We start from the raw sequence: 13,252 nt of genomic DNA, 5'->3' as shown, positions 1-13,252 counted from the left end.
TCTTCCACATAATCCGGGGCCCAACTTTAGACAGGAGAATCCCAATGCGCGTCATGGTCATGGTCAAGGCGACCGCCGAATCCGAAGCCGGTCAAATGCCCAGCACGGAACTGATCGAGGCGATGGGCCGATATAACGAGGAACTGGTCAAGGCCGGCATCATGCTCGGCGGCGACGGACTGAAGCCGAGCTCGAAGGGCGCGCGCGTCAGATTTTCCGGCCAGGACCGAACCGTCGTCGACGGTCCGTTTGCTGAAACGAAAGAATTGATCGCGGGCTATTGGATCTGGCAAGTGCAATCAATGGACGAAGCGATTGAATGGGTGCGCCGCTGCCCGAACCCGATGGCAAGCGACTCGGAAATCGAAATTCGTCCGTTCTTCGAAGCTGCGGATTTTGGCGAGGCGTTCACGCCCGAGCTTCAGGAAAACGAAGAGCGGCTTCGGCAGCAGATCGAATCGAAGCAAAGTAAAGAGTAAGAGACCTCCGCACGCGCGATCGTTGCCGCCTCTCGTCACTCGCCTTCGACGAGAACCGCGCGGTAACGCGCGCCCTTGAACCGGTGCTGAGCGACTTCCTGATACGCCGGGCTGTCGTACCACGCACGCGCGGCTTCTGTTGACGGAAACTGCACGATCACCACACCCTCAGGCGCGTCGCCCTCAAGAACCTGCTGGGGTCCATAGGCAGCGAGAATCGTGACGGGATGACCCTTGAAAGTCTCGCCCACCTTGCTTTGATAGATGTCGAGTTCAGCCTGATCCCGCGTGCTTTCCTTCGTGAAGACGATAAATGTCGCCATAACGTACGCTCCTGAAGTGTGGTGAAGATGCGCACGACGTTCCCCTGCGAGCGTATTGGATCGCGATACGCAGCGTCGGCGCATAGTCGAATCTTATTGCATCCTCCATTCTGGCGTCGCGATAGCTATCGAGTTGTCGTGGCATGAATCGCTTCGACGAGCGCGTCGGTAGACCGTGTGTCGCCCCACTTTCCGCGGCGGCGCACCTGGGCATCAGATTTGCTGCACCATCACCTGGCGTGCGCGACGCGTGTTGCGACGCACGCTACCCGAATGCCCGATACCCGGCGAATCGTTCACCAATGGGTCCAAATCCCGCTTCAGCCCGCCGCTCCGGCCGCGCCCATTGTCGCCGGATCGTGGCCTCTCTCGCCATGAGGAGAACGCATGATGCAACAGACCGCCTCCACCACCCCGCAACAGAGCGCCGACCCCGACGCCGCCCGAACCAGCCGCCAGCCTTCCGCGAACGCGACGATGCCTGTCGAGTTGACCGTCAACGGCAATCTCTACACGCTGTCGCTCGATCCGCGCACCACGCTGCTGGATGCGCTGCGCGAGCATTTGCACCTCACCGGCACCAAAAAGGGTTGCGACCACGGCCAATGCGGCGCCTGCACCGTGCACGTAAACGGACGGCGCGTGAATGCGTGCCTGTCGCTCGCCGGCACGCACGCCGGCGACGAAATCACCACCATCGAAGGCATCGGTCAGCCCGAAGCGCTGCATCCGATGCAGGCCGCGTTTGTAGAATGCGACGGCTACCAGTGCGGCTACTGCACGTCGGGCCAGATCATGTCCGCGGTCGCGCTGCTCGATGAAGCAGTCGGGCCCGGCGACGCCGAAGTGCGCGAAGCGATGAGCGGCAATCTGTGCCGCTGCGGCGCCTATCAGAATATCGTCGCGGCGATCCAGCGCGTGCGCGGCCAGTCCTGAGGAGCCCCATCATGGAAATCTTCCAGTTGTCGCGCGCCAACGGTGTGCGTGACGCGATCGCGGCGGGCGCGACTTCGGCAACCGCCCAGCAAGGCGCACAAGTGCGCTTTCTGGCGGGCGGCACGACCTTGCTCGATCTCATGAAGCTGAACGTCGAGCGGCCGACGCGGGTTATCGACATCAGCCGGCTGCCGCTAGACACTATCGAAGCGCTACCCGACGGCGGCGTAAAGATCGGCGCGACGGCGCGCAATGCCGACCTCGCATTGCATCCGCTGATCCGCACGCCGTACGCCGTGCTATCGCAGGCGCTGCTCGCCGGAGCCTCGGCCCAATTGCGAAACATGGCGACGACCGGCGGCAATCTGCTGCAACGCACGCGCTGCGTCTACTTTCGCGATACCGCGATGCCATGCAACAAGCGCGAGCCGGGCTCGGGCTGTCCGGCCATGCAGGGTTTCAATCGCACGCTGGCGATTCTCGGCGCCAGCGACGCCTGCATCGCCACCAACCCGTCGGATATGAACGTCGCCTTGACCGCGCTCGACGCCGCCATTCACATCGAAGGGACGAACGGCGCGCGCAGCATCGCGATCGACGACTTCTTCGTGTTGCCGGGCGCAACGCCACAGCGTGAGAACGTGCTCGACGCAGGCGACCTCATCACGCACGTGACACTACCGCCTCTTCCCGCGGGTGCCCGTTCCGTTTATCTGAAACTGCGCGATCGCGCATCGTACGAGTTCGCGCTGGCGTCGGCCGCCGTGGTCATGACGCTCGACGGTGGACGCATCGGGCATGTGCGGGTGGCGCTCGGCGGCGTCGGCACGCGGCCTTGGCATGCGCTAGAAGCGGAAGCCGTGCTGCGCGGCGCAACGCCCGACGCCGCAACCTTCCGCAAGGCCGCGGATGCCGCGCTTGCGAATGCGAAGCCGCAAAGCCAGAACGGCTTCAAAGTCGAACTCGCGCGCCGCTGCATCGTCCATGCGCTGACCCAGGCTACGGCCGCGACGCCCTGAACCGTCCATCGAAAGGAACGCACCATGTCCACCTTGCCCGACTCCGTGCTGTCCGTGATCGGACAGCCTCAAGCGCGCGTCGACGGACCGCTGAAGGTCAGCGGCGGCGCTATCTATACCTCCGACGTGGATCTGCCCGATCTGCTGGTTGCCGTGCCGGTGTGCAGCACGATCGCGAGCGGCCGGCTCGTGTCGCTCGATATCGCGGAGGCCGAGGCGATGCCCGGCGTGCACGCGGTGCTGCATCGAGACAATATCGGCCGCTTCTACCGGATTTCCGGCAACTCGATGGAGACCGGCTACGTCGACGAAGCGCGGCCACCCTTCGAGGACGACGTAATCCGCTACTACGGCCAGTACATCGCTGTCGTGATCGCCGATACCTTCGAAGCGGCGAGCGCGGCATCGGCGGCGATCGCCGCCCGGTACGAAGTCACGCCGCACGACGTGCGCGACGAACTCGAGGCCGACGAGAAGCCCAAGGTCGAGAGCGAGCGCGGCGACCCGGATGGTGCGTTCGACGCTGCGCCGGCGACGCTCGACGCAACCTACGTGACGCCGACGGAAACGCACAACCCGATCGAACTGCACGCGTCGATCGCGGACTGGGACGGAGAGAACTACACGTTTTACGAGACCACGCAGGCCATCACGGTCCATTTGGGCACGCTCTCGCAGATGCTCGGCGTGCCGAAGGAAAAGATCCGCGTGATCTCCCGCTATCTTGGATCAGGCTTTGGCGGCAAGCTCTGGATGTGGCCGCACACACTGCTCGCGGCGGCGGCGACGCGTCAGATGGGCCGTCCCGTGAAGCTGGTCGTGAGCCGCAAGATGATGTTTCAGAACGTCGGCCATCGCCCCGTCACGCAGCAGCGCGTGCGGATGTCCGCCGACCGCGACGGCAAGCTCACGTCATTGCAGCACGACTACGTCAACCACACCGCGATCGCCGACGAGTACCAGGAAAGCTGTGGCGAGGTCACGCCGCTCATCTACAGCACGCCGAATCTGCGCGTGACCTCGGGCTTCGCGCGCCGCAACGTCGGCTCGCCGACGTCGATGCGCGGCCCGGGTGCCGTGCCCGGCTTGTACGCAATCGAATCGGCGATGAACGAACTGGCGCATGTGCTGAACCTCGATCCCGTCGAGTTGAGGCTGCGCAATGAACCGCGCGTGGACGAGAGCACGAGTTTGCCCTTCTCTTCACGGCATCTCGTCGAATGTTTGCGCACCGGCGCCGAGCGCTTCGGATGGTCGCAGCGGACGCCGGGTGTCGGCTCGATGCGGCGCGACGGCCTGACTTTGGGCTGGGGTGTCGGCGCCTGTGTCTGGCCAGGCTTGCGCTTCTCCGCTGCGGCGGACGTCGATCTGCGAGCGGACGGCAGCGCCCGGGTGGTATGCGGCACGCAGGACATCGGCACCGGCACGTACACGGTGCTCGCACAACTGGTCGCCGAAGAAACCGGCATTCCGCTCGCGCGCATCGAGGTCGGTCTCGGCGATTCCGTCTTGCCGCTGGGACCGATTTCGGGTGGCAGCGCGGCGACGGCATCGGTGATTCCCGCCGTGCTCGATGCGGTGCGCGCGGCCAGCAAGATTTTGCTGTCGCGTGCGGCGGCCGTCGACGGTTCGCCGTTCAAAGGCGCACGTGAGGATGAACTCGCGTTCAGCGCGGGACATGTGCATCGCAAGGGCGAAGCGCCGGAGCGCGGCGTGCCGTTCGGCCAGATTCTCGAAGCAGCGAAGATGCGCGCCGCGTCGGGCAGCGGCAACGCCAAGGGCGGCTTCGACGATCCGCTGAAGAAACGCTTCTCCATCTATTCGTACGGCGCGCACTTTGTCGAAGTCACGTGGCAGCCGGAGATCGCACGGTTGCGCGTGAGCCGCGTCGTCACGGTGATCGATGGAGGACGCATCGTCAATCCCCGCGCCGCGCGCAACCAGATCGAAGGCGCAGTCGTGATGGGCGTCGGCATGGCGCTGTTCGAGCACACCACGTACGACAAACAGACGGGCGCACCGATCAATAGCAACCTGGCCGATTACATCGTTGCGACGAACGCGGACACGCCCGAACTCGACGTGACCTTTCTCGATCATCCGGATACCGTCTTCAACGAACTCGGCGCTCGCGGGATTGCGGAGATCGGGCTCGCGGGCATCGCGGCGGCGATCACCGACGCAACCTGTCATGCGACCGGCGTGCGCGTGCGCAAGCTGCCGATCATGATCGAAGATCTGCTGGCGGCGGAAATGACTTGAGGACCGATGTTCATTGGAAGTCGTGGCCGGGAAAGCTATCCTATTAGCTTGTCTTGCGATGATCGAAGACGAACCAGGCATCGCACGCCGATAGTCGAAGGGAATGGTTCCGCCCTCGCGCGTGCCGGAGAACGCCATGACTCCTTTGCTGCAAACCCTGAGGGCCGCCGCGCTGGTGGCCCTCGCACTATGTCTCGCTGTGCCAAAGACTTTTGCCCAGGCGGCGCCTGGCGTGGCGGGTTCATGGTCTCTGGTCTCGTTGACCGTCTCGAGAAGTGGCAGCGAAGTCGAAGTGCTCGGTCCGCATCCGTACGGGCAACTCATCTTCGGCAGCGATGGGCGCTACGTTCTGCTTGGCGTTCGCGGGGACTTGCCGAAGTTCGCATCGGGTAACCGCTTGTCGGGTACCTCCGAAGAGAACGAGCGCATCGTCCAGGGCAACTTCGCGCACTTTGGCACCTATACCGTCGATCCGGCCGGACAGGTGATCGTTTTCCACATTCAGAAAAGTACCTTTCCGAACTGGGACGGCGATGTGCAACGGCGCCCATTCACCCTCGATAGGGACCGGCTGACCTACCTCACGCCCGGGAGTTTCGGATATGGTGCATCGAAAGTCGTGTGGCAACGAATGAAGTAAGCAGCACGCCGTGCGGTGCATAACCTCCATCGCCGGCGCCCAGTCCCGAATGCGGCGCACGTCGATTCGTCGACCAGGAACCACAAGGCGAATCTAAAGACCTTTCTTGTAAGCGAATTGTCGTCCATCATATTTAAGCCAGAACGATCATGCACCGTCATCGAAGTGTGATGGAGACGGTGGCGGCTTAACACGTCCCTCCGCCGCGGCCTCCCCTCAAAACAATAGTTATGCCTGGCGATATCAGGGATTTCCATGCTCGACGATTCGCCCCTATCCGGACAAGGCTCGATGACAGCGCACCAACGCTGGACCATCCTGGTCGCCAGCACGGGGGGAGCGCTCGAAGTGTTCGATTTCGTCATCTTCGGATTCTTTGCGAGAAGCATTGGCAGCGAGTTCTTTCCGACAGTAACCGGCGTACCGGTGGAGACGTTGTCGTTCACGGTGCTGGCCATCGGCTATCTCTCCCGACCGGTCGGCGGCGTCCTCCTCGGGCGATTCGGCGACACGCACGGGCGGCGCCTCGTCTTCATCTCGTCGGCAATGATCGCCTCCGTTTCGACGCTTCTCATCGGAATACTTCCTTCATACGCGGCATGGGGCGCGGCCGCCCCGGCGCTCCTTCTCGTGCTGCGGCTTATGCAGGGCCTCTGCCTCGGCGGTGAATTGCCGGGCGCAGTCGTCTACGCGGTCGAAACCGCGCGCGGCAGGCCGGGGCTTTTGTGCGGCATCGTGTTCGTCGCGGTCAATCTTGCGTTGCTTCTGGCGACGAGCATGAATCTTGTCATGCAATGGGTGCTCACACCCGGGCAAGTCAACGCGTTCGGATGGCGGATCGGCTTCCTGCTGGGTGGAATGGTCGGGCTGTTGAGCTTTGCTTTGCGGCGTACGCTTGCGGAGACCGACGAGTACGCGCAGGCCATCGGCGCCCGCCATCGCGAGCCTCTTGCTGTCCTGTTTCGCAACCATTTCGCTCCCCTGATGACAGGCGCTGCAGCGTCGCTGCTGGCGGGCGCGTCGGGCGGCATCTTTATCGGCTTCGCGCCGGGTCATCTGCAAAAGCTTCAATACGACACGCAACAGATCGCGAGTGCGCAGACGTGCTATCTGATCGCCCTAGCTGCCTGCATTCTCGTGACGGCGCACGCTGGCGACCTGTTGCCGCGTCGCTACGTGTTCAGGTTGGGAACCGTCCTGTCCGCGCTTTTTGCGCCCTTCTTCTTCATCGCGGCCGCCCGGCACTACGCGAGTCTGCCCGCGCTGTTCCTGATGGCCGGCGTCGTCAGTTCGATCGCCAACGGAACCTTCGCGTGCGCGATTGCGGAAATGTTTCCCGTCGACGTCCGGTTCAGCGGCGTTGCCACGGCCATGAATCTCGGTCTGTCCGCGTCGCTGGGACTGACGCCGCTCGCGGCAAATTTCCTCGTTTCCGGTCTGCACTGGATGCCCGCACCCGCGCTCGTCATGGTGTTGTGCTCGGCGATTGCATTCGCGGCTTCATTCGGAATGAAGCGCGAGCGGCGGCGCCCCGACATAGTCGCTGTGAGCAGGAACTCGCGATGGCAGGAGCGCAGATGAACACGCCAGAATCCATCCGGATTGCGGATGTCGAGCTGAACATTCAGCGCTACGAATTGCGCCGCGCGGGTGAGAAGGTCAGCCTCGAGCGTTTGCCGATGGAACTGCTGATCCTGATGGCATCCCGCAACGGGCAACTCGTCACGCGTGCGGATATTGTAAGAGCACTGTGGGGCGCGAATGCGTATCGGGAAACGGACAACTGCATCAATACGGCAATCCGGAAAATCCGCGTGGCGCTGCACGACGACCCGGTCAATCCGCAGCACATCATCACGGTGAAGGGCAAAGGCTATCGACTGAATAACGTGCGGCCGATGCCGGAGGAGCCGGTACCCGCTCCGCAGGAAGCCGCGCGAATACTGGTTCTGCCATTCGAAAACCAGACCGGCGATGCCGGCCAGAACAGCTTCTGCGATGCACTGGCCGACGAAACTTCCGCCAGCATCGGCATGCTCGATCCAGAGCGCATCCTCGTCATTTCGAGGACGACTGCCGCCCACTGCAGACGGGTCAGCATGAGCATTGCGGAAATCGCGCGCGAGTTGTCGATCGACTATGTCCTGGAAGGCGCGCTCAAGCGCGACGGTGTGAGAATCCGCATTCTGGCGCAATTGATCCGTTGCTTCGATCAGGTGCAGATCTGGAGCCGCGCGTATGAGCCGATGTCGCGTGGCGCGCTGGAAATCCAGAAAGAGGTGGGAGCGGCGCTCGCCCGGGAGGTGTCACCCGCGCTCGCGGCACAGCGGCGGCACATGCTGACGAGACGTTTGCCGGTCGATCCGGCGGCACACGATGCGTATCTGCGCGGCCGTTACTACTGGACGCGCCGCGTGCACTTCGATGCGGGGTTTGCCGCGCATCACGCGCTGAGCGACGAGGACTTCGTGCGCGCGCGCGGCTACTTCGAGCGCGCGATAGAACGGGACCCGACTTACGCGCTCGGATATGTGGGGATGTCGAATGTTTTAGGTGCCACGGCGACGCATGGAGTCTGTGCGCCGTCGGAGGGCCATCCGCTAGCGCGGCAGGCCGCGTTGCAAGCACTGGAACTGGACGCCAGTCTTCCTGAAGCCCACCAGGCGCTAGCAGGCGTGCACTATTTCTATGACTGGGACTGGCGGCGTGCCGAAGAAGAGTTCCTCGAAGCGTTGCGGCTGAACCCAAGCCACGCTGAAACGTGCCGCCTATATGCACGCCTGCTGCTAGTGCTCGGGCGAGAAGCGGAAGGCAGAGCACAGTTCGAGCGAGCCGAAAAGGTCGACCCGCTCGGGTTCGAAGGATCGCGCGTATTCGGACTCGTACAGGCAGGCAAATACGACGAAGTGATTCGCGAGTGCCTGCACGCCGGGCGTGGCAATCGCTCCCCACTCGTCTATCAACTGCTGGCGACCGCGTATGAAGAGCAGGGTCAATACGAGGAGGCAATCGACGCGACCATCGACGCGCTAACACGGTGCGGCGAATTCGCTCGCGCAGAGACTATTCGCACGATCTGGGAGGCCGGCGGCTATCAAAAAGTCCTTCAATGGTATTTGCAGGATTTGACGGCGAGGCGTCAAAGGCGCTATACGTCGCCGTTTCTGTTTGCGGAAATTTACGCGCGGCTCGACCAGCCGGACGAGATGTTTCATTGGCTCGACCTGGCGCTTGCGGAGCATTCGCCGCGCCTGTGCGAGCTTCGTACCAACGCATGGTTTCATCGCTATCGGTCGATGGGGCGATTCCGCAACGTCGAAAAGCGTATCGGCTACTGATCCCGGAGCCCGGCTCCGGGTGATCCCGGAGCCCGGCTCCGTCAAGCCGGACGGTCCCGCTCCGAACCGTAGCGTGCCACCGTTACGCGCGACGAGTGTATTCACAGACACTCACCGTGCGTAACGCGCGGTTGCGCAAAGCTGTTGCGCTGCAGTCAATGGTGGCGGAACGTATTGGCCGCGATACGGCTTTGCTCCGGGGATTGCAGGGTGTTGAGGTCCGGATAGGACTGCCGCGCCGGATTCATTGCCATTCCCGTCTCACCCCTCGACGCGTCGCTGACGCCGCCGACATCCTGAGCAGACGGCGCGGTTCCCGACGGTACGGGTTTGTCTTGCGCCCACGCTTGTCCCACGAACATGCCGATCGCGCAGAGCGCCACGATTCGAAGCGTTTTCATGTCAATTTCTCCTTCCCAAAAGTGCGAAAACGGTCAGTGCATGACCGGCCGTAAGGCGATCCCGGACGGTCCCCGCGAAGATGCGGCGTCGCGCTGCTATCGCTTTGTCAATCCTGCGATCAGATCGTCTTTTGCACCATCGACTGAGTCTAAAGAAATTGTTAACGCGGACCCGATTGCGGATCGGCGGAACGTTGTCGGGCAGCCTGCGCGTTCAAGGCGAGCGTGAATCGGGCCGAATCCCAATCCTCGTCGAGTGCGCGATGCATGAGTTCCTGCTGGCTTTCCGGCGCCAACCCGCCGACCGGTGGGTCGCGGTCGAGGTCGGTGGGGAACGGATATCCCTCAGCGCAGGATGCGATTGCCGCGGTAATTTCCGTGTCGGTTATGCGCCCCGAAGCGCGGCGCTCGCGCAGTACCGGATACAACGCTTCGCACATTCGCGTGCGGTCAAGCACTTCCATCGCCCGGCCATAAGCCGATGAGACCTGCAAGAGGTTCGCCATGCGTTGTACGTCCGTGGTGCGATTTTCGCCGGCCGCATGGAATAACGCGGGACTGAAGAACACGGCATCGCCCTTGGAGAGGGGCAGCTGGACGAAATGGTCCTCGAAATACTCGCGAAATTCGGCTCGGCGCCACGCCAGATATCCCTCGTCATAGCGCTGCGAATACGGCAGGAGCTTCGTCGGGCCGCTCTCGACCGGCATGTCGCTATGCGCCACCGCGCCCTGCAAGGTAAGGAAGGGGGACATCCGATGGACGTGCGCGGGATAGCGTTCGGCTTTTTCAGCCGTCTGGAAACCGAGGTGGTAATCGCGATGCGCTTGCTGAGCAGCGCCGCCCGGTCTAACTACGTTGACCTGGGACGTCATCTGGTAGCACGGTCCGAGCCACGCTTGCGACACAATCATCAGCATTGGATTTGAAAAGTATTGCGCGAATACTTCGGGCGCTCTCAGGCAGAGCTTCTCCTGGGCGTTCCAGATCCGGTCATTCGCGCCTGCCTTTGCGAAATGGTCTGCCGCACTGGAGCCTTGCTCGCGCTCACTATGAATAATGGATTCGAAGACGGCCGTGGCATCGTCGACCGGTCTGGAATCGACAAATGCGCGCCGCAGCACCAGCACCCCCGCGCCGTCGTGAAGGACGCGAGCCCATTCCGTCTGCAACTGCGCTCTGTGCGATGCATCGCGTGTCACGCCATCGAGTTGTGGACAGTCGTAAATGGGAATACGTTGCATGACTTCCGACGCATAGCGGGTCGGGCCGTGGTCATCGCCCTCCAACAGCGCGACAAATTCATCTAATGCGCAATCGCGCTCGCGGTACCAACTCTGCTCGCGCTTTTCGATGCGATCCTGGCCGTGGCCCATGTCTCTCTCCTCTGTACGTCAAGGATAGCGCCACGTCGATGCACTCGCCAGGTGCATGACGGATCGACGCAAGAGCCGCCCGCTGTCATTGCGCGGGCGCGGTCTGCCCCATCTGCTCGCCAAACTGCAACGCAGCAAGCTGGGCATAGAGCGGCGAGCTCAGGAGGAGTTCGGCGTGACGACCCTGCGCGACGATCCGCCCCTGTTCCAGCACGACGATGCGGTCGGCCTGCTGGACGGTCGCGAGGCGGTGGGCGATGACCAGTGTGGTGCGGTTCTGCGCGGCATTGTCCAACGCCTTTTGCACCAGCCGTTCGCTCGCGGCATCGAGCGCACTGGTCGCTTCGTCCAGCAGCAGGATGGGCGGATTCTTCAGGATCGCGCGAGCGATCGCGATGCGCTGACGCTGCCCGCCGGACAGCCGCACGCCGCGCTCGCCGAGAAAGGTGTCGTAGCCCTGCGGTAGTTCTTCGATAAAGCCGGCCGCGGCCGCCATGTCGGCGGCCCGTTGCACTTGCGCGAGCGTGGCTCCCGGCGCGCCGTAGCGGATATTGTCGAGCACGCTCCCAGAAAAAATCACCGATTCCTGCAGCACCACGCCGATTTCCTTGCGCAATTCGACGAGCGGCACGTCACGCGTGGGGACGCCGTTGATCAGAATGCGGCCGGCTTGCGGATCGTAAAAGCGCAGCAGCAACTGGAACAGCGTGGTCTTGCCCGCGCCGGACGGACCGACCAGTGCCACATGTTCACCGGGGCGGACCTCGAGCGAGAGTGCGGAAAGCGCCGCAATGCCCGGGCGCGATGGATACGAGAAGCTGACATCGTCGAAACGGATGCCCTCGCCGCGCGCCGGCAGCGCGACCGTCCTCTCGGCCTCGACCACCGGCGAGCGCGCCGCCAGCAATTGCAGCAAACGTTCGGTGGCGCCGGCAGCGCGCTGCAAATCGCCCCATACTTCGGCGACCGCGCCCACGGCGCCGGCCGTGAACACTGCGTAGAGAATGAACTGGGACAATTGGCCCGCCGTCATGCGCCCGGCCAGCACCGCCTGCGCCCCGAGCCACAGCACGAATACGATGGCCGTGAACACCAGCACGATCACCACGGCGGTCAACCAGGCGCGCGCGCGAATGCGTGTGAGCGCGGTCTCGAAGGCCGCCTCCACCGCGCCCGCAAAGCGCTGCGTTTCAAAAGGCTCCTGCGTGTATGACTGCACGGTCGGCATGGCATTGAGCACCTCGCCCGCCAGCGCGCTCGTGTTCGCGATCTTGTCCTGGCTCGCGCGCGAGAGCCGTCGCACGCGGCGGCCGAAGATCACGATAGGCGCGACCACCACGACCAGCGTCGCGAGGATGTAGCCGCACAGCACCGGGCTCGTCACCGCCAGCATCGCCACGCCGCCGGTCAGCAGGAAGAAGTTGCGCAATCCCAGCGACAAGCTCGTGCCCACCACGGTCTGGATGAGCGTGGTGTCCGCAGTGAGCCGCGACAGCACTTCGCCGGTCTGCGTGGTTTCGAAGAATTGCGGGCTCATGCTCAGCACGTGATCGTAGACCGCGCGCCGCAAGTCGGCCGTGACCCGCTCGCCGAGCCATGACACGAGGTAGAAGCGCAGCGCCGTGGCGCCGGCCAGTACCAGCGATACGACCAATAGCGCGAGGAAATAGCGGTCGATGTGCCCCCGGTCGCCCGCGGCGAAGCCACGGTCGATCAGGTATTTGAACGCCACCGGCAAAACCAGCGTGGCGCCCGCCGAGCTCACCAGCGCGAGGAACGCGAGCGCCCAGCGGCCGGCATAGGGGCGCAGGAAGGGAAATAACGCAAAGAGCGGGCCGATACGGGATGACGGCGACGACGTCTTCGAGACACTGGCGGCAGCGGACTGAGTCCGTGCAACCTCATCGGTTGGCTGAATCACGCGACATCCGCCAGCATCGACCGACGACAACCCGCGGCGGCGCACTGGCATGCGTATTGGGCTCGAACGTCCTCGTCCGCGGGATCGTCGGTCGTCAGCAGGTATTCGATAAACAGTTCCTCGCCCGCCTCGATCGGCCGGATCGTGTGAATGAAGATGCGGCCATCATCCTCAATGGTCTCGCAGTTCGGCGCGCAGGCGTGGTTCAGCCAACGCGCACTGTTGCCTCCGCGGCTTCCGTCGATCACGCGCCCGTCCGACAGGCCGAAAAGAAACGTGTGCCCCGCGACACCTTCGCGCCGATGCCGGCGCACCGCTTCCCGCCAGCTCGTCAATTCGCCCCGGTATTCAAGCACGCACTCACCCGCCGCGAGCGGCCGCATCGCGAATACACCCTTTCCGTGGACTGACGACCGCCGTACGATCACGCGCCGCATACTGGTTCCTTGACTGATTGACGCACCAGTATACGAGTGCAATTGCGCGCTTGCATGATTTTGTGCCGGCTTTCGGCACACATGGCCGTCGTGTCGAACGACAGTCGCCCATGATGCTCC

General features: G+C 63.4%; 12 protein-coding genes. 7 read left to right on the top strand and 5 right to left on the bottom strand.

The features are described 5' to 3' along the window. The first annotated feature begins 44 nt into the window (after positions 1 to 44). Entirely contained in the window at positions 45 to 479 is a 435-nt protein-coding gene (locus B0G80_RS40055) for a YciI family protein (protein ID WP_116123094.1), read from the top strand. Between the two features lie 35 nt (positions 480 to 514). On the opposite strand, the gene B0G80_RS40050 is transcribed toward B0G80_RS40055, so the two are convergent. Beyond that, positions 515 to 802, bottom strand: coding sequence for a DUF1330 domain-containing protein (locus B0G80_RS40050; RefSeq protein WP_116123093.1), 288 nt, complete (start codon positions 800 to 802; stop codon positions 515 to 517). A 387-nt stretch (positions 803 to 1,189) separates the two neighbouring features. On the opposite strand from B0G80_RS40050, the gene B0G80_RS40045 reads away from it, so the two are divergent. The 6 genes from B0G80_RS40045 (at position 1,190) to B0G80_RS40020 (ending at position 8,997) form a co-directional block, all read left to right on the top strand. Next, positions 1,190 to 1,738 (top strand): (2Fe-2S)-binding protein, encoded by a 549-nt coding sequence (locus B0G80_RS40045; protein ID WP_106278475.1) that lies wholly within the window; start codon positions 1,190 to 1,192, stop codon positions 1,736 to 1,738. Positions 1,739 to 1,749: 11 nt separating this feature from the next. After that, the gene (locus tag B0G80_RS40040; protein ID WP_116123092.1) at positions 1,750 to 2,757 is read left to right on the top strand and encodes a xanthine dehydrogenase family protein subunit M; all 1,008 of its coding nucleotides are present in this window, start codon (positions 1,750 to 1,752) and stop codon (positions 2,755 to 2,757) included. A gap of 24 nt (positions 2,758 to 2,781) precedes the next feature. Next, on the top strand, positions 2,782 to 5,019 hold the full coding sequence (locus B0G80_RS40035; RefSeq protein ID WP_116123091.1) for a xanthine dehydrogenase family protein molybdopterin-binding subunit: 2,238 nt from the start codon (positions 2,782 to 2,784) through the stop codon (positions 5,017 to 5,019). Between the two features lie 136 nt (positions 5,020 to 5,155). Continuing rightward, entirely contained in the window at positions 5,156 to 5,659 is a 504-nt protein-coding gene (locus B0G80_RS40030; protein WP_258879176.1) for a lipocalin-like domain-containing protein, read from the top strand. Between the two features lie 291 nt (positions 5,660 to 5,950). After that, complete coding sequence (locus B0G80_RS40025) at positions 5,951 to 7,240, top strand: MFS transporter (RefSeq protein ID WP_258879175.1); 1,290 nt, start codon at positions 5,951 to 5,953, stop codon at positions 7,238 to 7,240. Further along, complete coding sequence (locus tag B0G80_RS40020; protein ID WP_116123920.1) at positions 7,237 to 8,997, top strand: winged helix-turn-helix domain-containing protein; 1,761 nt, start codon at positions 7,237 to 7,239, stop codon at positions 8,995 to 8,997. Before B0G80_RS40025 ends, B0G80_RS40020 begins: the two co-directional genes overlap by 4 nt. A 155-nt stretch (positions 8,998 to 9,152) precedes the next feature. Here the strand turns inward: B0G80_RS40020 and B0G80_RS40015 are convergent, their stop codons facing one another. The 4 genes from B0G80_RS40015 to B0G80_RS40000 form a co-directional block, all read right to left on the bottom strand. Further along, positions 9,153 to 9,398, bottom strand: coding sequence for a hypothetical protein (locus tag B0G80_RS40015; protein WP_116123088.1), 246 nt, complete (start codon positions 9,396 to 9,398; stop codon positions 9,153 to 9,155). 161 nt (positions 9,399 to 9,559) lie between these two features. Then, positions 9,560 to 10,774, bottom strand: coding sequence for a phytanoyl-CoA dioxygenase family protein (locus tag B0G80_RS40010; protein WP_116123087.1), 1,215 nt, complete (start codon positions 10,772 to 10,774; stop codon positions 9,560 to 9,562). A gap of 85 nt (positions 10,775 to 10,859) precedes the next feature. Then, positions 10,860 to 12,614 carry an ABC transporter transmembrane domain-containing protein gene (locus B0G80_RS40005; protein ID WP_116123919.1) on the bottom strand — a complete coding sequence of 585 codons (1,755 nt, stop codon included), beginning with the start codon at positions 12,612 to 12,614 and terminating at the stop codon, positions 10,860 to 10,862. Between the two features lie 77 nt (positions 12,615 to 12,691). Further along, positions 12,692 to 13,132, bottom strand: a complete 441-nt coding sequence (locus B0G80_RS40000) for an SET domain-containing protein (protein WP_116123086.1) — start codon at positions 13,130 to 13,132, stop codon at positions 12,692 to 12,694. Between the last annotated feature and the right edge of the window lie 120 nt (positions 13,133 to 13,252).

It is taken from the genome of Paraburkholderia sp. BL6669N2 (assembly GCF_003387275.1).
Classification (GTDB): domain Bacteria; phylum Pseudomonadota; class Gammaproteobacteria; order Burkholderiales; family Burkholderiaceae; genus Paraburkholderia.
Note: the sequence above shows the minus strand (reverse complement) of the source record. Positions and strands in the feature narration are given on the sequence as shown.